24 protein-coding genes are annotated in these 21,544 nt (G+C 63.3%); 10 read left to right on the forward strand and 14 right to left on the reverse strand.

All coding sequences use genetic code 11. The features are described from left to right. The 5 genes from ABMA32_RS09780 to cpaB all read right to left on the reverse strand — a co-directional run bounded on the left by ABMA32_RS09780 (position 1) and on the right by cpaB (position 5,326). Positions 1 to 1,308, reverse strand: coding sequence for a TadA family conjugal transfer-associated ATPase (locus ABMA32_RS09780; protein WP_425475533.1), 1,308 nt, complete (start codon positions 1,306 to 1,308; stop codon positions 1 to 3). A 107-nt stretch (positions 1,309 to 1,415) separates the two neighbouring features. Further along, complete coding sequence (locus tag ABMA32_RS09785) at positions 1,416 to 2,624, reverse strand: CpaE/TadZ family protein (RefSeq protein WP_349013586.1); 1,209 nt, start codon at positions 2,622 to 2,624, stop codon at positions 1,416 to 1,418. Positions 2,625 to 2,635: 11 nt separating this feature from the next. Continuing rightward, entirely contained in the window at positions 2,636 to 2,908 is a 273-nt protein-coding gene (locus ABMA32_RS09790; RefSeq protein ID WP_349013587.1) for a hypothetical protein, read from the reverse strand. 11 nt (positions 2,909 to 2,919) lie between these two features. Beyond that, complete coding sequence (locus ABMA32_RS09795; RefSeq protein WP_349013588.1) at positions 2,920 to 4,332, reverse strand: type II and III secretion system protein family protein; 1,413 nt, start codon at positions 4,330 to 4,332, stop codon at positions 2,920 to 2,922. A 49-nt stretch (positions 4,333 to 4,381) separates the two neighbouring features. Next, positions 4,382 to 5,326: a Flp pilus assembly protein CpaB gene (gene cpaB, locus ABMA32_RS09800; protein WP_349013589.1), complete on the reverse strand. Its 945-nt coding sequence runs from the start codon at positions 5,324 to 5,326 to the stop codon at positions 4,382 to 4,384. Positions 5,327 to 5,512: 186 nt separating this feature from the next. Here cpaB and ABMA32_RS09805 point away from each other — a divergent pair, with 186 nt between their 5' ends. The 3 genes from ABMA32_RS09805 to ABMA32_RS09815 all read left to right on the forward strand — a co-directional run bounded on the left by ABMA32_RS09805 (position 5,513) and on the right by ABMA32_RS09815 (position 8,513). Next, positions 5,513 to 6,124 carry a YoaK family protein gene (locus ABMA32_RS09805; RefSeq protein WP_349013590.1) on the forward strand — a complete coding sequence of 204 codons (612 nt, stop codon included), beginning with the start codon at positions 5,513 to 5,515 and terminating at the stop codon, positions 6,122 to 6,124. Between the two features lie 91 nt (positions 6,125 to 6,215). Beyond that, on the forward strand, positions 6,216 to 8,273 hold the full coding sequence (gene parE, locus ABMA32_RS09810) for a DNA topoisomerase IV subunit B (RefSeq protein ID WP_349013591.1): 2,058 nt from the start codon (positions 6,216 to 6,218) through the stop codon (positions 8,271 to 8,273). A gap of 24 nt (positions 8,274 to 8,297) precedes the next feature. Continuing rightward, entirely contained in the window at positions 8,298 to 8,513 is a 216-nt protein-coding gene (locus ABMA32_RS09815) for a hypothetical protein (protein ID WP_349013592.1), read from the forward strand. A 2-nt stretch (positions 8,514 to 8,515) separates the two neighbouring features. On the opposite strand, the gene ABMA32_RS09820 is transcribed toward ABMA32_RS09815, so the two are convergent. Next, entirely contained in the window at positions 8,516 to 8,731 is a 216-nt protein-coding gene (locus ABMA32_RS09820; protein WP_349013593.1) for a DUF333 domain-containing protein, read from the reverse strand. Between the two features lie 109 nt (positions 8,732 to 8,840). On the opposite strand from ABMA32_RS09820, the gene ABMA32_RS09825 reads away from it, so the two are divergent. Then, positions 8,841 to 9,734, forward strand: a complete 894-nt coding sequence (locus tag ABMA32_RS09825) for a DMT family transporter (protein WP_349013594.1) — start codon at positions 8,841 to 8,843, stop codon at positions 9,732 to 9,734. Here ABMA32_RS09825 and ABMA32_RS09830 read toward each other — a convergent pair whose 3' ends face one another. Then, a complete protein-coding gene (locus ABMA32_RS09830; RefSeq protein WP_349013595.1) occupies positions 9,735 to 10,856 on the reverse strand; it encodes a DUF2336 domain-containing protein in 1,122 nt (373 codons plus the stop codon). A gap of 142 nt (positions 10,857 to 10,998) precedes the next feature. Between ABMA32_RS09830 and ABMA32_RS09835 the strand changes: the two genes are divergently transcribed. The 4 genes from ABMA32_RS09835 to ABMA32_RS09850 all read left to right on the forward strand — a co-directional run bounded on the left by ABMA32_RS09835 (position 10,999) and on the right by ABMA32_RS09850 (position 13,634). Beyond that, entirely contained in the window at positions 10,999 to 11,451 is a 453-nt protein-coding gene (locus ABMA32_RS09835; protein WP_349013596.1) for a MaoC family dehydratase, read from the forward strand. Further along, complete coding sequence (locus tag ABMA32_RS09840; RefSeq protein ID WP_349013597.1) at positions 11,451 to 12,326, forward strand: HpcH/HpaI aldolase/citrate lyase family protein; 876 nt, start codon at positions 11,451 to 11,453, stop codon at positions 12,324 to 12,326. Before ABMA32_RS09835 ends, ABMA32_RS09840 begins: the two co-directional genes overlap by 1 nt. 287 nt (positions 12,327 to 12,613) lie before the next feature. Next, entirely contained in the window at positions 12,614 to 13,039 is a 426-nt protein-coding gene (gene rnk / locus ABMA32_RS09845) for a nucleoside diphosphate kinase regulator (RefSeq protein ID WP_349013598.1), read from the forward strand. Between the two features lie 133 nt (positions 13,040 to 13,172). Continuing rightward, on the forward strand, positions 13,173 to 13,634 hold the full coding sequence (locus ABMA32_RS09850) for a GreA/GreB family elongation factor (RefSeq protein WP_349013599.1): 462 nt from the start codon (positions 13,173 to 13,175) through the stop codon (positions 13,632 to 13,634). A 17-nt stretch (positions 13,635 to 13,651) separates the two neighbouring features. Here the strand turns inward: ABMA32_RS09850 and ABMA32_RS09855 are convergent, their stop codons facing one another. After that, on the reverse strand, positions 13,652 to 14,236 hold the full coding sequence (locus ABMA32_RS09855) for a nitroreductase family protein (protein WP_349013600.1): 585 nt from the start codon (positions 14,234 to 14,236) through the stop codon (positions 13,652 to 13,654). A gap of 158 nt (positions 14,237 to 14,394) precedes the next feature. Between ABMA32_RS09855 and ABMA32_RS09860 the strand changes: the two genes are divergently transcribed. Further along, the gene (locus ABMA32_RS09860) at positions 14,395 to 15,375 is read left to right on the forward strand and encodes a hypothetical protein (RefSeq protein WP_349014702.1); all 981 of its coding nucleotides are present in this window, start codon (positions 14,395 to 14,397) and stop codon (positions 15,373 to 15,375) included. Between the two features lie 6 nt (positions 15,376 to 15,381). On the opposite strand, the gene ABMA32_RS09865 is transcribed toward ABMA32_RS09860, so the two are convergent. After that, entirely contained in the window at positions 15,382 to 16,782 is a 1,401-nt protein-coding gene (locus tag ABMA32_RS09865; RefSeq protein ID WP_349013601.1) for an L-serine ammonia-lyase, read from the reverse strand. A gap of 150 nt (positions 16,783 to 16,932) precedes the next feature. Here ABMA32_RS09865 and ABMA32_RS09870 point away from each other — a divergent pair, with 150 nt between their 5' ends. Further along, positions 16,933 to 17,619 carry a DUF599 domain-containing protein gene (locus ABMA32_RS09870; protein WP_349013602.1) on the forward strand — a complete coding sequence of 229 codons (687 nt, stop codon included), beginning with the start codon at positions 16,933 to 16,935 and terminating at the stop codon, positions 17,617 to 17,619. Here the strand turns inward: ABMA32_RS09870 and ABMA32_RS09875 are convergent. From ABMA32_RS09875 to gatC, 5 genes are all read right to left on the reverse strand, one after another. Continuing rightward, a complete protein-coding gene (locus ABMA32_RS09875) occupies positions 17,616 to 18,428 on the reverse strand; it encodes a YdcF family protein (protein WP_349013603.1) in 813 nt (270 codons plus the stop codon). The two genes, ABMA32_RS09870 and ABMA32_RS09875, sit on opposite strands and share 4 nt — an antisense overlap. Positions 18,429 to 18,549: 121 nt before the next feature. Further along, on the reverse strand, positions 18,550 to 19,152 hold the full coding sequence (locus ABMA32_RS09880) for a hypothetical protein (protein WP_349013604.1): 603 nt from the start codon (positions 19,150 to 19,152) through the stop codon (positions 18,550 to 18,552). Then, the gene (locus ABMA32_RS09885) at positions 19,143 to 20,708 is read right to left on the reverse strand and encodes an amidase (RefSeq protein ID WP_349013605.1); all 1,566 of its coding nucleotides are present in this window, start codon (positions 20,706 to 20,708) and stop codon (positions 19,143 to 19,145) included. Before ABMA32_RS09885 ends, ABMA32_RS09880 begins: the two co-directional genes overlap by 10 nt. Beyond that, on the reverse strand, positions 20,705 to 21,124 hold the full coding sequence (locus tag ABMA32_RS09890) for a GNAT family N-acetyltransferase (protein WP_349014703.1): 420 nt from the start codon (positions 21,122 to 21,124) through the stop codon (positions 20,705 to 20,707). Before ABMA32_RS09890 ends, ABMA32_RS09885 begins: the two co-directional genes overlap by 4 nt. Positions 21,125 to 21,190: 66 nt before the next feature. Continuing rightward, the gene (gene gatC, locus ABMA32_RS09895; protein ID WP_349013606.1) at positions 21,191 to 21,478 is read right to left on the reverse strand and encodes an Asp-tRNA(Asn)/Glu-tRNA(Gln) amidotransferase subunit GatC; all 288 of its coding nucleotides are present in this window, start codon (positions 21,476 to 21,478) and stop codon (positions 21,191 to 21,193) included. Between the last annotated feature and the right edge of the window lie 66 nt (positions 21,479 to 21,544).

Below are 21,544 nucleotides of genomic sequence, written 5' to 3' on the forward strand. Positions count from 1 at the left end.
TCACTCCAGCGGCCGGCCCGGCTCGAAATACCTGCCGGGAAACTCGATGCCCATGGCGCGCATGTCTTCGAGAAAACGCGGGCGGATGCCTGTTGCCTCGAAATGTCCAAGTATCTTGCCGTCCGCTTCCATGCCGGTGCGCACAAAGCGGAAGATTTCCTGCATCTGGATGACGTCGCCTTCCATGCCAGTTACCTCGGCAACGCTGGTCACCTTGCGCTTGCCGTCCGAAAGACGCGTCAGTTGTACGATGATGTCGATTGCGCTGGAAATCTGGCTGCGGATCGACTGCACGGTCATCGGCATGCCGGTCATGCCGAGCATCTGTTCGAGGCGGCTGATCGCGTCGCGCGGCGTGTTGGCGTGGATCGTCGCCATGGAGCCTTCGTGACCGGTGTTCATCGCCTGCAGCATATCGAACGCTTCCTCACCACGGCACTCACCGAGGATAACGCGATCGGGGCGCATGCGCAGCGCGTTTTTGACGAGGTCGCGCTGCTTAAGCTCGCCGTGTCCCTCGATGTTCGCCGGCCGCGTTTCCATCCGTGCCACATGCGGCTGCTGGAGCTGCAGTTCGGCCGCATCCTCAATAGTGATAAGGCGTTCGTCCTCGGGGATGAAGGCCGACAGCGCGTTCAACATCGTCGTCTTGCCGGTGCCGGTGCCGCCCGAGATGATAGTGGTCTTGCGCGCATGCACCGCCGCCGCGAGCACTTCCGCGACATTTTGCGGGATCGCGCCGAACTCGACCAGCTTGTGCAGGCCAAGCTTGTTCTTGGAGAACTTGCGGATCGACACGAGAGGTCCGTCGACGCCGACCGGGCGGATCGCCGCGTTGAAGCGCGAGCCGTCCAGCATGCGGGCGTCGACCATCGGCTGGCTTTCGTCGACGCGGCGGCCAACGGCGGACACGATCTTGTTGATGATGCGCAGCAGATGCGCCTCGTCCTTGAACGGAATGTGGACCTGCTGGAGCTTTCCCTTCCGCTCGACGAAGCAGTTCTGGTGCCCGTTGATCAGGATGTCGTTGATCTCGGGGTCCTTCAGCAACGGTTCCAGTGGCCCAAGGCCGACCATCTCGTCGACGACGTCATCGACCAGCGCCTCGAGTTCGGCAACGTTGATCGCCATCCGCTCCTGGCGCGTTTTCTCGGACACGAAATCATGAATCTGCCGGCGCATCTCGTCGCGCGGCAGCCGCTCCAGCGCGACGAGGTTGATCTCCTCGATCAGCGTCCGATGCAGGCGCGCCCGTGCGTCTATGACCCGGTTCGTCGCCTTGGGCGCAAGGTCGGCCTTTGGCTGCATCTTCCGCGTGGTGGGAATGACAACGGCTTTATGAGACGCAAGCGCCGGTTCAGGCGCTGCGACTGGCCGAGCATCGCGGCTCTGCAATGCGGAGAAGCGGCTTGCGCTCACGCTGATTTCCTCCACAGCCCACGCCCCATGTCGAGGATGGAGCGCTTCTTGGGCGCAGCGACCGCCTCTTCCGGCAGGATGATGCGTTTCAGGTCGTTGATGACGTTGGCGTTCGCATCGACCTCGTGCAGAGGCACACCACGATCCACGGCCTCGCGCACCAGCCGGTAGTTGTTGGAGATGCCGCCGACGAAGTGATCGCCGAGGATTTCCTCGACGTCGGCCTGCTTCACGCCATTCTCGAACATGCGCTGCTCGAAGCGGTTGACGATGACGTTGGGCTTCACTTCCTTGCCGACCGTCTCATAGATCGCCTGGATCAGCCGCTGGGTGTGGCGCAAGCAAGGCACTGTCATCTCGGTCACCAGATAGAGCTTGTTCGAGCCGAGAAGCACCGTTTCCGTCCATGGAAACCATGTGCGCGGCATGTCGATGACGACATTGTCGAAATAGGCCGAGACGAGGTCGAGCATGCGCACCACGACATCGGCGTTGAACGAACGCATCTCCGACGGTCGCGTCGGCGCGGCGAGTACGCACAGCCCGCTCGAATGCTTGGACAGCATCACGTCGAGAAGCTGACGATCAAGGCGCTCCGGCTGGTTCTCGATTTCGGTGATGTCAAAGCGCGGTTCGAGGTCGAGATACTCCGCGCAGGCACCCTGCTGGAAATTCAGGTCGACCACGCAGGTCGAAGCGCCGCGCGTCACTGAATGATGAAGCTGGAAAGCGGTCTGCAGTGTCAGCGTCGTGCAGCCGACACCGCCGGCCGCCGGCATGAAAGTGTAAATCTGGGACTCGGTGTTCTGCTCGCGACCGGGTCCCTGAAGAACGCGGATGCAGGAGCGCACGAGGTCGGCGGTCGTCAGCGGCTTCACGAGAAAATCGGCGACGTGCAGCTGGACGAGGATGCGCACCGCCGCCGCGCTGAACTCCTGCGTGACGACGAGGATCGGCGCCCTGCCCTCGAGTCTCCGGGTGATGCGTTGCAGCGCCTCGATCTCCTCGAGCCTGGCCGCGTCCATGTCGATTATGACGGCGTCGCAATCGGCTTCCTGAATCTCGCCGCGCAGTTCGACCACGCTCTTCTCGACGGTGGAGAGCTGGATCAGGTCGGAAGCGGCGAACGCCGCCCTGCTGTCCTGCACGAAGGCCTTGTCCGTCGAGACGAGGACGATGCGCTTGCTGTTGGTGGGATTTGCCATCGGCCTGCCTGTCACTCGCTGCCACTGCTGCTCGACGTCTGAGACTGCTTGGAATTCGCAGACGTGTCAGCAGCGCTTGCGGCGGCCCTGTTGGCAGGGACGAGAAGATCGGTGTCCTGCACGCCGTACTGCCACGGATCGACCATCTGCATGACGGTGTTGGAGGCCATGGCGTCGCCAGCACCGTGCGTCAGCCCGTCGGCCTGGCGCTTGGATTCGGTCATGCACCCGGAAGCGAGCGCGGCAAGACCTGTCATCGCGGCGAGTTTGAAGACAGTGCGCATACCCATGCTCCTCACGGCAGGTCCAGTATGTGGCCGGAACCGACCTGTGCGGCCACTCCGCCTCTCGTGCTCACAACTGTACCGGCATCTGAAACCCTGACCTCTTCCTTGTTGCCGAGGAAGTACTCAACGGCGCTGGCCGGCGCGGTGCCGTCGGTCGGCTCGCGGACCTTCTTGGACGGGTCGATTGGCTTCACCAGATAGGGCGTGATGATGATGACAAGGTCGGTCTCGCGGCGCTGGTAGGCCTTGGACGAGAACAGGGGCCCGAGCACCGGCAGCTTGCCAAGCCCCGGCACGCGCTGCTGGATCATGTCGTTTTCGGTCTGCAGCAGGCCGGCCATCATGAAGCTCTGACCGCTTTTCAGGTCAACGGATGTCTGCGCGCGCCGCACGACGAAACCCGGCAGCGAGATGTTGCCGACCTGATAGGACTGCGAGCGATCTACCGACGAGACTTCCGGCGCGATGTCGAGCGATATCAGGCCATCGGCAAGGACGGTCGGCGTGAAGTCGAGCCCGACGCCGAACTTCTTGTAGTCGACTGTGACGACGCCATCGTCCTCTGCAACCGGGATCGGCACCTCGCCGCCGGCAAGAAAACTCGCCTTCTGACCAGAGCGAGCGACAAGGTTCGGTTCGGCAAGGCGGCGCGCCAAGCCGCGATCCTCGAGTGCCTTGATAGCGACGTCGATCGTCCAGCCATTGGTCAACAATGCGCCGATGATCTGGCCGGCGGGTGCGCTGCTCGTGGCTTTGGGATTCGAATTGAAGGAAATGCCGCCGTTGGTCCCGAGATAGGTGGCGCTGATCTTGGTGCCGAGTTCCTGCCCGACCTCGCGGTTGATCTCCACGAAGCGCACATTGAGCTGCACCTGCTGGGACGACGAAATGTTGACGGAATTGATCACCGTCTCCTCGCCCGAGAAGTTCGACGCGATCTTCGACGCCTTGTCGGCCGCCACCTGGTCGTTGGCCGAACCGGAAAGCACGACGCGGCCGTTGGCCGAGCTCACCTGGATTTCCTCGCCGCCCGGCACGCTGTTGCGGATGGTCGAAGCGAGGCGGTCGGTGTCCAGCGTTACTTCGATGTCGACGGTGCCGACAAGCTGCTTGTTCTCGTCGAACAGCGCGATGCCGGTGGTGCCGAGAGTATTGCCGAGGACATAGAATGAGTCGTCCGTCAGGGGATTGACGTTCGCGACCTCCGGATCGCCAAGCACGATCTCGTAGAATGGCACGCTGGTCTTGATCGTCTTCGGCTTTCCCTTGGCGATCTTGATCGACGTGGTCTTGTTCGCCGAGATGCGGATCACGTCGTTGGCGGCGGCCGACGATGTCCCTGCGGCCAGCCCGGCCAGGCCGAGCGCAGCGACCAGCAGCGAGGCCACAAGCGTCCTCGTCGTGCCTCGTCCGGTTGGCATTGTTCCCTCAAACATGACCCTGTCCCCTATTCCCGGTGTCCCGCCGGGTTCAGTTGAAATCCTGCGCGCCTTTGATCGTTTCCGGAGGCACATAGCGTTCCGGTGTCACGACCTGATAGCTTTGCGGCTGCAGGCCGCGCGTCACGATCACCGTCTTGAATTTCGGCCCTTCCGGCTCTGCCGTGGCCGCACCGAAGATCGAGCTCACAGCATCGACCGCGCCGCCGGAGACGGAACCGCCGAAGGACGAGATCGTCGTCAGCCCATCGCCCGTCTCGCCAACATCGGCGGCCGACCGCAGCGAAAGCGACAACGAGCCGACGTTGCGAGCCAGCGCGATCTTCTTGGCGCCGTCCACGCTGACCTCGACGGTGACCGAGCCGACGACCTGCGGGCTTGTCTGACGCTCGTCCGCCCCCTGGCCGACCGTCAGCACCTTGGCATTCTCGACCACGATCTCCGTCGCGATGGTGGACCCCGCCGCCCCTGAAGCGTTGCCCGACACCTCGTCGATCGCGCCCGCATCGCGCGTCAGCACTATATCGACGCGGTCGCCCGGCGTGATGAAGCCACCCACACCAGCGATCTCGTCTGTCCGGATGGTGACGGCGCGCATGCCGGGCGCAAGCAGGTTCGACAGGGTGGCGCGGCCGTTCGCGCCTGAAAGTTTCGCAAGCAGCACCGGCTCGCTCGGCTCGATTGGCGACAGGACCACGCGCGAACCGTCGGCGAAAAGCTCGTCGATCGAGCCGAACGCGCCTTCCGGAAGGTTGCCCTGCGGCCACGGGATTTCGTTGAGCTGGGCGCGGTCGAGCTGCATGCCGAAGCGTAGCGGCGCGGACGCGACCACGATCTTGCCGAATTCTACACGCGGAACATCAGGCATCGGCACGCTGACCTCGATGGGATCGATGCGCGCGTTTTCCGTGCTTTTGACCCAGAGGTCAGCGGCAAATATCGAGATCGCGCCGAACACGGCAGCGATGCCGATCATCGTGACAGCCTTACCCCGCACCCTCAAAACCCCTGTATGCCTGTTTTTGTTATTGGCCTCAGGCTAGGGACCTTTGTTAAAGATTCAGGAATCGTAGGGCTTGCAGCCGTTCCATTTCGGCTTCGTTGGTTATCGAATGGTTTGGATTAAACTGTTGTTTTCCATGCTGATCGGCTTGCGACAGACATGATCGCGCGGGTCGCCATCGCCATTGCGCTGTCGTTCATGGCCGGTTTCGTCGACGCACTCGGCTTCATGCACCTTGGCGGCTACTTCGTTTCCTTCATGAGCGGCAACTCCACCCAGATGGCCGCCGCGCTGCCCGATGGCGTGGCAGGCGCGCTGCTGCCGGCAGCAATCATCGGCCTCTTCGTCCTCGGAGTGATCGTGGGAACGCTGCTGGAACAGCGGTTTTCCAGCGCGTTCGGCATGCTCATCCTGGCGGGACTGCTCGGCATCGCGTCGGCGCTGTCAGCCATGAAGCTGGACGATGCGGCCATTATGGTGACGCCGCTTGTCATGGGTGCCATGAACATGGTCCTGCGCAGTGGCCAGGGAGGGATGGCGGTGACCTATATGACCGGCAACCTCGTCAAGCTCGGTCAGATGATCGTCGCAGCGTTCCAAGGCGGCGGGAGCTGGGGGTGGCTGCCATATCTGCTTCTTTGGCTCGGCATGGTCGCCGGCGTCTTCTGCGGCGTCATCGCCTATGGGGAAATCGGCCTCGTCGCCTTGTGGCTTCCGACGATCGGCCTTATTGGCTTGGCGCTCTTGAGAACGATCCCGAGCCTGCGCTAAAGACGGCGCCTCGCCCGAACGTAACGTGAACCCTGTTCCCCGATGCTACCGCCGTGGCAGTATCCAGACTGATTCGCTGAACCGGTACCCCATGGACGACAGAGACGACCTATTTTCCCAGCCGGAAAAACCCGCGCCCCGCTCGGTGTCGCGGCCGCTGGACCCTATCCTGCAGGCGGCGGCCAAGCGCAGCACGCAGCCGAAAGACGGCAGCGAAGGCTATTCGGCCGCCGACATCGAGGTGCTGGAAGGCCTTGAGCCCGTCCGGCGGCGTCCCGGCATGTATATCGGCGGCACCGACGAGAAGGCGCTGCACCACCTGTTCGCCGAAGTCATCGACAATTCGATGGACGAGGCGGTTGCCGGCCACGCGACCTTTATCGAGGTGGATCTGTCTGCCGACGGCTTCCTGACCGTCACCGACAACGGGCGCGGCATCCCTGTCGATCCGCATCCGAAATTCCCGAAGAAGTCGGCGCTGGAAGTCATCCTCTGCACGCTGCACGCCGGCGGCAAGTTCGACTCCAAGGTCTACGAAACCTCCGGCGGCCTGCACGGCGTCGGGGTGTCCGTGGTCAATGCGCTGTCGGATAGCCTCGATGTCGAGGTTGCGCGCGCGCGCCAGCTCTACCGCATGCGCTTTTCGCGCGGCATCCCGCAGGGCGGGCTGGAACAGCTCGGCGAGGTGCACAACCGTCGCGGCACGCGCGTGCGCTTCCACCCCGATCCGGACATCTTCGGCAAGAACGCCCATTTCGAGCCCGCGCGGCTCTACCGCATGGCGCGATCGAAAGCCTATTTGTTCGGCGGCGTCGAAATCCGCTGGAACTGCGCGCCGGAACTGCTCAAGGAAAAGGACGAGACGCCGGCAAAGGCTGTCTTTCATTTTCCCGGCGGCCTGAAGGATTATCTCTCCGCGCAGCTCGGCTCGGAATTCCAGGTCACGCGCGAGATTTTCGCCGGCAAGAGCGAAAAGCAGAGCGGCCACGGCTCCGTCGAATGGGCGGTCACCTGGTACGGCGGCGACGGCTTCGTCAGCTCATACTGCAACACCATTCCCACCCATGAAGGCGGAACGCACGAGGCCGGCCTGCGCAACGTGCTGCTGCGCGGCCTTCGCGCCTATGCGGAGCTCGTCGGCAACAAGCGCGCTTCCATCGTCACCAGCGACGACGTGATGATCTCGGCGGCGAGCATGCTGTCGGTCTTCATTCGCGAACCCGAATTCGTCGGCCAGACGAAGGACCGGCTTGCGACGATGGAAGCGATCCGCATCGTCGAGGCCGCCATCCGCGACCCGTTCGACCATTGGCTCGCCGACAACCCGCAGGAAGCCTCGAAGCTGCTGGAATGGGTTATCGCGCGCGCCGACGAGCGCGTGCGCCGCCGGCAGGAGAAGGAGGTCAGCCGCAAGTCGGCCGTGCGCAAGCTGCGCCTGCCCGGCAAGCTCGCCGACTGCACGCAGACCGCCGCACAGGGCGCCGAGCTTTTCATCGTGGAAGGTGACTCCGCCGGCGGCTCGGCCAAGCAGGCGCGCGACCGCGCCAGTCAGGCTGTATTGCCCTTGCGCGGCAAGATCCTCAACGTCGCCAGCGCCGGCAACGACAAGCTTGCCGCCAACCAGCAGATATCGGACCTCATCCAGGCGCTCGGCTGCGGCACACGTACAAAATACCGCGACGAGGATTTGCGCTACGACCGCGTCGTCATCATGACCGACGCGGACGTGGACGGCGCCCACATCGCCTCGTTGCTGATTACGTTTTTCTATCAGGAGATGCCGAACCTCATCCGAGGTGGCCATCTCTATATGGCAGTGCCGCCGCTCTACCGCATCAGCCAAGGCGGCAAGGTGCTTTACGCACGCGACGACGCCCATAAGGACGAGTTGCTGAAGACCGAGTTCACGGGTCGCGGCAAGGTCGAGATCGGCCGCTTCAAGGGCCTGGGCGAGATGATGGCGGCCCAGCTCAAGGAGACCACGATGGACCCCAGGAAGCGCACGCTCCTGCGGGTCGAGGTCGACGAGACGGACCCAGAGGGTACCAAGGCCTCCGTCGACGCGCTGATGGGCACCAAGCCGGAAGCCCGCTTCCGCTTCATTCAGGAGCGCGCCGAGTTCGCCGACGCCGAGGTGCTGGACATATAGCTGTCGTTGCGGAAGGATGGGCGCATGGCCAAAGTGACCAGCTCATCCGCCGACAGCGACACACCGCTCCATCCCGAGGAGATGAAGGCGACCTACAACGTCCGCGTCGGGAACATGATCTCGGTCGAAAGCACGGCCCGCATCACCCCGGCCGGCGTCATTGCGGTCGGAGTAACGACCTTACTGGTCGCGCTGGCCTTCACGGCACTCGCAAGGCCTCGACGCCGGTACTGGCGCTAGCCTCACGGCACCTTGCCCTCATACATCCTGAACAGCGTCCATTCCTCGATGATCCGACCGTCAGGCAGGTAGCAGAGGCCGATCTCGCCCCCGCTCTTGTCCTTCACGATGTCCAGCCGCCCGCCCATCTTCACGCAGAACTCAGAAGCCGGATTGGCGATGGCGAATGCGGGGCCAGTTGCCAACAGTAAGGCAACCACGAAGAACGCGCGTGTCATTTCATTCGCCCCCTATCGATTGACCCACCTCGATCGACTCCGAGGCTGGACCAAGCCACTCCCCGTCCTGACATTGGGACCGGTACTTGTCCATCTATAGGATGCCGGCATGTCCGGCGACACTGCGATTCCGCACCCCCTTTCCGTAGAGCGCAGGCTCGGCGCCATGCTGGTCGTCGCTTCGTCCGCCTTCTTCGCCATGGCCGGCATCTTCACCAAGTCGATCTCTACCGATCCGTGGACGATCGCCTGCTGGCGTGGCCTCGTCGGCGGCCTGCTTATCACTGGCTATGTCCTTTGGCGGTCAGGGCCGAATGGCCTGCGTCTCGACTTCGGCTGGCGCGGTTGGCTGATGGTGGCAGTTGGCGTGGCGGCGTCTCTCGGCTTCATCGCCTCCTTCAAGTTCACCTATGTCGCCAACGTGGCCGTCATCTACGCCGCCACGCCGCTGATCGCGGCCTTTCTGGAATGGATATTCCTGCGCGAACGTCCCCGCCCCTTCACGCTTGCCATGGCCGTCGTCTGCCTGCTGGGCGTCGGCATCATCGTGTCGGGCGGCATTGGCGGCGGAAACACGTTTGGCGACCTCGTCGCGCTGTGCATGACGGTCTCAAGCGCCATCTACCTCGTGATGATACGCGCTTTTCGCAATTCACCCGTTGTCTGGGTCGGCGCTGTATCCGCCTTCATCCTTTTCGCGGCAGGCTGGCTGATCACCGATCCACTCGCGGTCTCAACGTCGGATGCATGGCGCATGGTGGGATTCGGCTTCACCTTTGCCTGCGCGGTTGTGCTTTGGACCGAAGGCGCACGTCTGATCCCTGCGTCGGAATCCGGTGTGCTTGGCGCAGCCGAAGTTCCCTTCGCCATTCTGTTCGCGTGGATATTTCTCGCGGAGCTACCGCCCTTCATGAGCATTGCCGGCGGTGCGGTGGTGCTGACGGCGGTCGTCCTGCATGCGCTGCGCGCACGCCGCGCACCGCCTGTCCTGCCAGTCGGCTAGCTACGCCGCTGCGATCGCCAACGCGTGCTCGCGCGCATTCTCGCGCAGCGCGTCGAGATGGATGGACTTCAGGAGCGCGGCCAGGTCGCCCTGTGCCTCATGACCGCCGACTTCCTTCAGCATCAGCCACGACACTTCCTGCGCGCCGGCGACGCGCTTGCCGTTGGCGACTTCCCGCCACACCTTGAGCGCCCTGATCAGCACCGCATGCACGACGTCCGAAAGGCCCGCCTTGCGGAACGCTGCGGTCAGCGCGACATCGCTTCCCGCCGCCAGCAGCGAGCGGATGCGTTCTTCCGACTGTCCGGAAAGCCCAACCAGCGCCTCGCCGAAGAAATCGACCTTCCCATGCGCGACGGCGCGGATGACGAAGCTCGCCGTCAAGTCGCCGCGTACGCGCAAATGCGTGACAAGTGCGGGATATTCTTCGACGCGCGTACTGTCGATGAGGGTCAACGACGCCTTCACGCAGGCGTCCTTCATGATCCGCTCGGCGCGCGTCGCGCCCATCAGCGCGACGACGAGCGGTGAGCCCTGCAGCACCTCGCCGAGTTTCATCAGAAGCATATGCCGGCAATCCGCCGGAAGGCGCGGATCTGCGATCAAGGCCTCGCGCATTGACCCCAAATGGCCAAAACGTTCAGCCATGCGGCGGAAGGACAGCGGCGCGATGTCGGCGCCAGCATTGGCGACCAGAACCTTGCAGGCGTCGGCCTCGCCGATTTCCGCAATGACGGCCGAAAGCTCCATCGACACGGCGGCCCTATCGGCCACCAGTAATTGAGTTGCCTTGGCGCCGTTCGCGACCCGCTCGATCAGGTCCGCGTCCGTCAGCAGCGGGGAACGCGCCAGCACCAGTGCTGCGACCTCCGGCTGGTCCGCTGCCAGCGCCGCGATCACCTGTGGCGGCGCATGGCGCGAAAGCGCCAGCGCCTCGGCCATCGCCTTGCGTACCTTCGATGAAGGATCGTCCAGCAGCAGCGTCATCGCCGCCTCCGCGGCACACCGATCCTCGAACGGCATCTCGTGTTGCGCGTAGGCCCGCGACAGCGCACCGGCTGCAGCCGCGCGCTCGGTCACCTTTGCCGTGTTCACCCATTTCAGAAAGTGAGAAACGACCATCAAAGTCGCAGTACCCCTCGCCCAACCCTCTGGCTTAGTCTGAACCCTAGCCGGGAAATGGCTTACGATTGGTTAACCATGTTCGTTGACGTCTTGCCCGCCGGTGTTACGACGCATAATGCTGATACTGAGGGAGGATCGGATGGCCGGGTTGCATCTCGAGGAGTTCCGGGTCGGCTCCGTCATCAGGCACGCGCTGACCAAAAGCGTCACTGAAAGCGACAACATGCTTTTCTCGGTGATGACGCTGAACCCGCAGCCGCTGCACATCGATTTCGACTTCGCCTCGAAGAGCGAATGGGGCAAGCCGCTGGTCAATTCGCTGTTCACGCTGGGACTGATGATCGGCATCTCCGTCCATGACACCACGCTCGGAACCATGGTCGCCAATCTCGGCATGACCGACACGACATTCCCCGCTCCCGTTTTCCACGGCGACACGATCCGGGTGGAGACGGAGGTTCTCTCCGTGCGGGAATCCAAATCGAAGCCCGATCGCGGCATCGTCGAGATGGAACATCGCGCCTACAACCAGCATGGGGTTCTGGTGGCGCGTTGCATACGCCAAGCGATGATTTTCAAGAAGCCGGCCTGATGCGCTCGCTTCTCTTCGTACCCGGCGATTCGGAAAAGAAGCTGGAGAAAGGCTTCTCAGCCAGAGCAGATGCGGTGATTGTGGACCTTGAGGATTCGGTCGCACCCGCAAACAAGCCGAAGGCGCGCACTCTCGCAGGCGAAGCGATCCGGGCGCGGCCCAGCGGCCACCGGGTCTATGTCCGCGTCAACGACCTGACTACCGGTCTTACCGACGCGGACCTGGCAGCGGTTGTTCCGGCGAAACCAGACGGCCTCATCCTGCCGAAGTCGCAGGGCGGTGCGGATGTCCAGCAGCTGTCGACGAAACTGCGCGTCGCCGAGATCGAAGCCGGGTTGCCCGATGGCGGGATCGCGATCCTTCCGATCATCACCGAGACAGGCCTCGCCACGCTTTCGACCGCCACCTATGCCGGCTGCAGTCCTCGCCTTGTCGGCCTCACCTGGGGCGCGGAAGACCTTGCAGCAGAGATCGGCGCGCAAACCAACCGTGACGCCCATGGCCGTTACACCGATGTGTTCCGCCTTGCCCGTAGCGTCACGCTACTCGCCGCTTCGGCTTCGGTGGTCGCTGCCATCGACACCGTCCATGTCGACTTTCGGGACCTCGATACGTTGCGTACCGAATGCCTCGAGGCTGAGCGCGACGGTTTCACGGGAAAGCTCGCCATCCATCCGGCACAGGTTTCCGTCATCAACGAGGTCTTCACCCCATCGCGCGAAGCCGTCGAGCAAGCTCAGGCGCTGGTTGCCGCCTTTGCCGACGCCGGCAACGCAGGCGTCGTCGCGCTGGAAGGGCGCATGTACGACATACCGCACCTGAAACGCGCCCAACGCCTGCTGTCCCGCGCTCGTGACGCCGGCGTACTGGCCTGAGGCAAGACGAGGCCGCGTCCTTGACAGCGTCGGCGTTATTTCCCATGTCTGTTGCCATGAGCCACACGGAACGCCTCACAAGGTTTCTGAACAGGGTCTGCCCTATCGCGGGCAGCTGACCCCCGGCCCGGTCGTGTCGCGCCCGGCCGTGGGGCGTGGCAGCCAACCGCCTGAAACGGGCGGACCTTGGCAAAGTGCAGTCCGCATAGTGCGGCTCTCAGGCGACATCCACCCTTAAGTCTTTAGCTCCACCCGCTGAGCGGGTTTGGACCACGATGAGGTCTGACATGACTTCCGATATCAGGACGCGGCGCAAGCCGCCCATCACATTTGGCCAGTCCGACTATGAACAATTGATGCGTCTGGCGGAGTCCGGTGCGGGCAAACCCGTCTTCGACGAGTTGCTGGCTGAACTGGAACGCGGTCGCGTCACACCGGACGCAAGGCTTGCCGACACTATCGTGCGGATGGGCACGACACTGCGCTACTCGACCGACGCGGGAGAGGATCGCACCGTCACGCTCGTCTTCCCGCAAGATGCCGATATTTCGGCCGGCAAGATCTCCATCCTGACGCCGATCGGCGTTGCGTTGATCGGCCTGTCGGCTGGCCAGTCTATCGACTGGGAAGCGCGCGATGGCCGCATCCGCCGCCTCACGGTGGAGAGCGTGGACGCCGGCAAGGCCGACACCACGCTTCTGCGCGCATCATGACAGCGCGCTGCCGCATGGCGCTCTACGGAGGCTGCCTGATCGCATGCATCTAGCCCCTGCGCCGTCGATGACGGCCAGGGGACTTCTCCCGAATCTGTCAGCAACTCCGCCAACCGGCGGAAGGAGAAGTGCGATGCACAAGGACGCCTGCGTTCTCACCACCAAGGATTTCACCATTCTCGAAGTCATGCTCGATCGTTCGAAGGAAGCCGATAACCCCATGGCAAGGCTCCTGCGCCGCAAGATCGACGCAGCGAAGGTCGTCTTCGCCGACGACGTTGGCACAACCGTCGCCACGCTGAGCAGCCGCATTACCTACCGCATCGACGCAGGCGAGCCGGACAGCCGCATCCTGAGCCACGACCGCATGAATGCGTCGTCCGTTCTGTTCCTGCCGCTCACGTCACCCATCGGCCTTGCGCTGCTCGGTCTCTCGGAAGGGCAGGATTTTTATATCGAAAGCACAGAAGGCATGCGTCGCATCATGCTCGAGGCGGTTCTCTATCAGCCCGAAGCCGCACGGCGGGACCGGGAAGCTCTGGCGAGGCTTGCAACACCTGCCATGCGTCGCGCGGCATTGCGGGTCGTCACATGACGAAAGGCTGAGTGTCCTCAGCCCTTCCAGGGCCCATCATAGTCGGCATAGAGGGTCGAGACATCCGGGCGCGGTCGCTCGAAAGGCTGCCCTGCATAAGTGCCTATATGCACGAAGCCGACGACGCGCTCGTTGGGAGCGAGCCCCAGGATCGCCCTGCCTTCCGGCACATCTGAATACCAGTTGGTGATCCAGTTGGCGCCGTAACCGAGCGCGTTGGCGGCGTGAATCAGGTTCATCGCCGCTGCGCCGCCAGACAGGAACATCTCCCATTGCGGGATTTTTGCATTGTCCTTGGGGCTCGAGATCACGCCGACCACCAGCGGTGCGCGGGAGAACCGCGTCAGCTCCTGTTGCCGCCGCCCCTCGGATAGCGGCCCCTCGCGCTTTTCCGCAAGCTCGACCAGCTTCTCGCCGACTGCGAAGCGCGCGTCGCCCCGGTAGAGGATGAAGCGCCAGGGTGCCAAGCGGCCGTGATCCGGGACGCGGCTGGCAGCCGTAAGCATTGTTTCGATCTGCGAATCAGTCGGCGCGGGCTCCTTCAATTCGGGGATCGGCGCCGAGTTGCGAGTCAGCAGGTGGTCGATGACGGACATGGCCATTCGCTTTTCTCCGGTCTCTTGGCTGAAGCGCGGCGGCCTGCTGCGTCTTGGCTTGGTTGGGTTTACGACACCAGCGGTTGGCTGTCGTGACACCGCGCGAGGAATACGGCCGGCGGTTTGGCCTTGAAATTGCCACCGGGTTGGGGTTCAACGCAAGCATGACCGGAGGGGTAATCCGTCTTTTTGTCGTGTTCATCGCGACAATCGTCTTTACCGCCCTGCCCGCGCTGGTGAGCGCGCAGGAAGGCGGCGACCCTGCGGCCCAGCTCCAGCTTCCCGCCATATCCAGTTTTGCGCCCGCGACCGATTCTTCGACGCCGCTTGCGCTCGGCGGCGGCGGCGAGGTGACGCTTTCGGCCAAGCTGATAGAAGAAGGCGAGGACATTTCGCGCGGGCTGGTTTGGCGCGTGTTCGGCCAGGAAGCCGGCCCGGACGGCAAGCTGCCGCTGATCGCCTCTGCTCAGGGCGGAACGAGTTCTTTCCACCTCGCCCCGGGCGGCTATCTGGTGCATGCGTCCTACGGCCGCGCCGGCGCCACCAAGCGCATCACGGTCGGACGCGAGGACAAGAGCGAAAGCCTCGTCCTCGATGCAGGCGGCCTGAAGCTTGACGCAACGCTTGCCGGCGGCATACGCATCCCGGCGTCCAAGCTCAAGTTCTCGATCTATGACGAAACCCCGGATGCCAGCGGCGAACGGGCGCTGATCATCCCCGACGTCAGCCCCAACGCTGTGGTTCGGCTGAACTCGGGGACGTATCACATCGTCTCGACCTACGGCTCGGTCAACGCTGTCATCCGTTCCGATATCCGTGTCGACGCCGGCAAGCTGACCGAGGCGACCGTCGAGCATAAGGCTGCCGAAATCACATTCAAGCTCGTGCGCGAGGCCGGCGGCGAAGCCTTGGCGGACACCTCCTGGTCGGTGCTCTCCAGTTCCGGCGATCCGGTACGCGAGGTTGTCGGCGCATTCGCATCGCTGGTCCTTGCGGAAGGCGAATACACCATCGTCGCCAAGAACAAGGAACGGATCTACCAGCGTGACTTCACGGTTCAGGGCGGCCGAAATCAGGACGTCGAGGTGCTGGCCACCGACGCGAATGCTGTCAATGAAACGGAAGGCATGGAAAGCACCGACTAAAGGCTTTCAGCATTCCACGACGTTAACCGCCAGGCCGCCGAGGCTGGTTTCCTTGTATTTCTCGTTCATGTCGATGCCCGTCTGACGCATCGTTTCGATGGCCGCGTCGAGCGGCACGAAATGCGTGCCGTCGCCCTTGATCGCGAGCGACGCGGCGGTCACGGCCTTCACCGCACCGAGCGCATTGCGCTCGATGCAGGGAACCTGCACCAGTCCGCCAACGGGGTCGCAGGTCATGCCGAGGTGGTGCTCCAGCGCGATTTCCGCTGCATTCTCTACCTGCTCGGGCGTGCCGCCCATGACAGCGCACAGGCCTGCCGCCGCCATGGCCGATGCCGACCCGACCTCGCCCTGGCAGCCGACTTCCGCACCTGAAATCGACGCGTTGTGCTTGATGATCCCCCCCACGGCGGCCGCGGTGAGCAGAAAGTCGCGAATGCTTTCCTGATCCGCCTCCGGGTGGAAATGCAGCCAGTAGCGCAGAACGGCAGGCAAGGTGCCTGCTGCCCCATTGGTCGGCGCGGTAACCACACGACCGCCGGCGGCATTCTCCTCGTTCACCGCCATCGCGTAAACCGCAAGCCAGTCATTGGCGAGCAGCGGGTTCGGCCGGTTTGTGCGCCAATCCTCTTTCAGCTTGTCGTGAAGCGCCCGCGCCCGCCTGCGCACCTTCAGGCCGCCCGGCATGATACCTTCTTGTGAAAGTCCCCGTTGTATGCAGCCCGCCATCGCTCCCCAGATCGCGTCCAGCCCTTCGTCGAGCCTGCCGCGATCTAGATGAACCTCCTCGTTGGCGCGCTTCATCTCGGCAATCGACAGGCCAGCCCTGCTGGCCATGGAGAGCATCTCGACCGCATTCTTGAAGGGATATGGAACCCGCTTCGAAGGCTTGTCCGGGCCCTTCGCCTTGAGCTTCTGCAATTCCTCTTCCGAAACGACGAAGCCGCCGCCGATGGAATAATAGACGCGCCTCAGAAGCAGCCTGTCGTCGGCATCTAGCGCCTGGAATGCCATGCCGTTGGCATGCCCCGTCAGTGGTGTCTTGCGATCGAGCACGAGATCCACAGCGGGATCGAAACGATAGGAAGGGTGACCGGGCGGCGAAATGCGCCTTGCTGTCGAAATGGCAGCCACGGTTTCATCGCTCTTGTCCGGATCGACGGTCTGGGGCGTCTCGCCTGTAAGGCCAAGGATCACGGCGCGATCCGTGCCATGGCCGACGCCCGTATAAGCGAGCGAACCGTGCAGGCTGACCGCTATACGATCGACCCTTGCGCCAGCCGGGCGCGGCCAGTCGCCTGTCAGGATTTCGTCGAGGAACCTCGACGCGGCGGTCATCGGCCCCATTGTATGGGAACTCGACGGCCCGATGCCGATCTTGAAGAGGTCGAATACCGACAGGAACAATTTCAGGCTCCGATCACACCGCGGGTCGAACTGCTATGGATGTTTCCGTTGTTTCGGCGGATACCGCTTCGCATCCCCCGACTTCGGATGATCACCCCGCGACATTCTGTATATAGTAACTGCAAACGGGTGCAGGAAACGGGCTTTTCGATGCTTTTGTCTAACGCCGATCTCGCAGCGCTTCTGTTTTTCCTCGCCATGTGGGCGATCCACGCACTTGCGGTGGCCGGGAAACTCGGCAGCCGGGTTTCGCTGTCGACGGCCATGAACCGCCAGCGCGAAACCTGGATGCGCACCATGGCGCGGCGCGACCTGCGTATGATCGACACCTCGATAATGCTCGGACTTCAGCAGGGCACCGCCTTCTTCGGCTCCAGCGCACTGATCGCCATCGGCGGCTGCTTCGCGCTCATCGGCTCCAGCGACCGGGTCCTGAACGTGCTGGGCGATCTGCCGCTGTCCGCAGTCGCGTCCCGCCCGGTCTTCGAGATCAAGGTGATCGGACTGCTCCTGATCTTTGCCTATTCCTTCTTCAAGTTCGGCTGGTCGTACCGCCTGTTCAACTACTGTTCGATCCTGATCGGAGCCGTTCCCGTGCAGAAGGACGAGCCGGGCCATGCGGAGGAAACCGAGATTGCCGTGCAGAGGGCAGCGCGCATGAACATCCTCGCCGGCACGCACTTCAACGCCGGTCTGCGCGGCATCTTCTTTTCGATCGGCTACCTCGGCTGGTTCGTCGGCCCGATCGTCTTCGCGCTGACGACGCTCTGCATTTTCGCCGTGCTTGTGCGACGCCAGTTCTTTTCAGAGGCACGCAAAGCAGTTCTTGATGCCTAATCCAGCGGCCCCGGGAACACCGAGTCGATGCGTCCGGTGAACTTGTAGCCGATCAGGCCAATCCATTCGCGGATGGCCATCGTGGTGGCGGCAAGCGAATCCGCGGGATTGTCCTTGAAGACCCCGATCCCCTCCTGTCCCGACGTCCGGTAGTCCACCGGCCACGGCGTAACGGGGAAACCGGCCTTGCGGAAAAGTCCGACCGACCTTGGCATGTGGAACGCGGACGTCACGAGCAGCCATGTCTCGTCCGGTCCCGGCGCGACGAGCTTGCGGATGTTTTCCACATTCTCGTAGGTGTTGCGTGACTCCCCTTCGAGGACCAGTCGGTCCTGCGGAATGCCGAGCGCCGTGAACAGCTTGACGGATGTGTCGGCATCGCCCTCGCCGTCTAGTATGACGGTGCCGGTCCCGCCGGAAATCACGATCCGCGCGTCCGGGTAACGACGCGCCAGCACGGCGGCCTCCAGATAGCGATCGCCGCCGCTGTTGATGTCGTAGCCGCCGCGCGCAAGATTGATCGCCCCTTCGAGCCCGCCGCCAAGCACGATGATTCCGGCCACCTTGTCCGGCGCCGGCGGACGCGGGAAGCGCTCTTCCAGAGGGTTCAGCATCAGCGCGCCAAGCGATGTCCAGGAGGCAAGCGCCAGGATCAGGAAAGAGAGAAACAGGGTGAAGCCGCGCAGCTTTCGCCAACCGAACCAGCCGACAAGAAGCGACAGCGCCAACAGGAAAAGCACGAGATTGAGCGGCTGGATGAGAAACCAGAAGACCTTGGAGGCGTAAAAGAGAAGGGAGAAGTCGTTCATTCCTGCCCCGTAAGCTGCGTCGCTGGTCGTGCCTCTGCCGTCGATGGGACCGATCCCCGAGGCAACGGTCGCCAAATCTAGGGCGACGAGGGTGATTCGGCCACCGGCTCCCAACGAACCTTCACTTCGGCCCTTGCTCCAACGCGGCCTGATCCCGGATCAGCGTGGCGACCAGTTCGGCTTCGTAGTGATCGAGGCCGCTTCCGATCCGCATCTGCTTTCCGGTTGTCTCGACCTTGATGGTGCCCAGGCCGGCGAGATCGCCGCCAGGCCCGTCGACCTTCACCGACACAATCTCCTTGTCCATGACCGTCCTTCTGCGGCTCTGCCCGAGCACGCTCCATTCCCTGACCAGCGCCCCTGCGGTAAAGAAGAGGCGCTCCTGGCCGAGGAGTTGCCAAAGAATGGTCCACATCACGGCAAGCCCGCCGAGAGTCCACGGGACGATCCAGACGATCAGCAGCACGCCTGGCAGTCGCAAGCCGCTCCGCCATAACTCGCCAACGGCGAAATACTGACCGGCGGCCCAGCCGCAGAGCCACAACAGCAGAAACAGAACCGTTGCGATCTTTCGGGACGGCGGAACGTAGATACCAAGCCCGTCTTCGGTCTGGCGGATGGAGATGTGCAGTGGGCCGCGCAATCTCTCGATATCCGAAACCAGCCGGTTCACCCGCTCCCAGTTGTTGGGCGTGGGCTGTATGAGCTCTTCCTCTACCACCATTTCTCCGGCTGGAACCGACCGGCGGCCTGTTCGATGACATGTCCGGCCTGGAACAAAGTCTCTTCCTCGAACGGTTTGCCGATCAACTGGAGGCCAAGCGGCAACCCGTGAGCGTCGAGACCGGCCGGAACCGCGATGCCGGGCAAGCCGGCCATGTTCACCGTCACCGTGAAGATATCGTTGAGGTACATCTTGACCGGATCGGCCGCCATGTCCTGGTCCGCCACGCCGAATGCGGCCGACGGCGTCGCCGGCGTCAGGATCACGTCCACGCCGGCATCGAAGACCTGCTCGAAATCGCGCTTGATTAGCGTACGCACCTTCTGCGCCTGCAGGTAATAAGCGTCGTAGTAGCCGGCCGACAGCACATAGGTGCCGATCATGATGCGTCGCTTCACCTCGCGGCCGAAACCGGCGGCGCGGCTGTTCTCATACATCTCGACGATGTCCTTGCCGGGCACTCGCAGCCCGTAGCGCACGCCGTCATAGCGCGCGAGGTTGGACGACGCTTCCGCCGGCGCGACGATATAGTAGGCCGGCAGCGCATATTTGGTGTGTGGCAGGGAGATATCGACGATCTCTGCGCCCGCGTCTTTCAGCCAGGCGATACCCTTTTGCCAGAGCGCCTCGATCTCGGCCGGCATGCCATCGACGCGGTATTCGCGGGGGATTCCGACCTTCATGCCCTTCACGGAGCGCCCCAGCGCCGCCTCGTAGTCCGGAACCGGCCTGTCGACCGAAGTCGTGTCCTTGGCGTCGACGGAAGCCATCGATTTCAGCATGATCGCCGCATCGCGCACGTCCCGTGCGATGGGACCGGCCTGGTCGAGGGAAGACGCGAAGGCGACGATGCCCCAGCGCGAGCAGCGCCCGTAGGTCGGCTTGATGCCGACAGTGCCAGTAAACGCCGCCGGCTGGCGGATCGAACCGCCCGTATCCGTCGCGGTCGCGCCTGCGCACAGGAAGGCCGACACGGCCGCAGCCGAACCACCGGACGAGCCGCCGGGCACAAGCTGCATGTTGTCGTAGCTTTTGGTCTGCTTCGTCCCGCCAGCGGACACAAAGCCTCCGTCGCCGTAGTGGGTCGACGGCATGACCGAAGTCTCGACGCGCGAACGCCGCCACGGATTGATCACCGGGCCGTAGTAGGAGGTCTCGTTGGACGAGCCCATGGCGAACTCATCCATGTTGAGCTTGCCCAGCATCACCGCGCCATCAGCCCAGAGGTTCGCCGTCACCGTCGACTCGTAGCGCGGCTTGAAACCGTCGAGCACATGGCTGCAGGCCTGCGTGTGCACGTCCTCGGTGGCGAACAGATCCTTGATGCCGAGCGGAATGCCTTCAAGCGCTCCGCCCTCGCCCTTCGCCAGCTTCGCATCGGAGGCTTTCGCCATGTCGCGCGCCTTGTCGGGCGTGATTGCCACATAGGCGTTGAGCGACGGATTGGCGCGCTCGATGGCATCCAGATAGGCGTCGGTAATCTCCGTCGCCTTAATCTCCTTGGCGCGCAGTTTTTCGCGCGCCTGCGCAATCGTCAGTCCGGTCAGGTCGCTCATGAACCAATCTTCTTTTCGTAAAAACGCGACCAGCCGGAATCCGGATAGTCGAGAACTGCGCCGCAGGTCGTGAACCCGCCGCGTTCATAGACACGATAGGCCGCCTCGAAACCCGGCGCCTCGCCGGTTTCGAGCACGAGCCGCGAAACGCCCTTTTCGCGGGCCAGTTGCTCGATGCGCGCCAGGAGCAGGGAGCCGACGCGCTGGCCCCTCACCTCGGGCAGCGTGAACATGCGCTTGACCTCGCCCAACCCACCGCCATGGTCCTTCAGCGACCCCATGCCAACCGCGCGGCCATCTTGGTCACGCGCGACAAACACCGTCACTGAAGGTTCTGCCATCTGCTCGGCCGTCAGTTGGAACTGGAATTCGCGCGGCGTCAGCGGGATCATCGTCGAGTTCAGGTCGGCGACCATCGCACGCACATCGTCCTGCAAGGGCGTCTCGACCGCGATCGTCACCAGTTCAGGCGCGGGCACGACCTACTCCACCACCTTGGGTACGAGGAAGAAGTTCTCGTCGGTCGCAGGCGCGTTGGCGACGATGTCGGCGGCCTTGTTGCCGTCCGTGACGCCGTCCTGTCGCTTCTTCATCTCCATCGGAATGACCGACGTCATAGGCTCGACACCGGTCACGTCGACCTCATTGAGCTGTTCGACGAAGCCGAGGATGGTGTTCAGCTCACCGGCCATGCGCGAGGCGTCGTCCTCCGTCACCGCGATGCGGGCGAGGCGTGCGACGCGCTTGACGGTTGCGATATCGACAGACATGCGAAAACTCCGGCAGACCGGCTTAAATCAGGATGTCCGGGCTATAGCGGCGCGGAGCGCACCGCG

The organism is Mesorhizobium quangtriensis (assembly GCF_040081925.1).
Classification (GTDB): Bacteria; Pseudomonadota; Alphaproteobacteria; order Rhizobiales; family Rhizobiaceae; genus Mesorhizobium_K; species Mesorhizobium_K quangtriensis.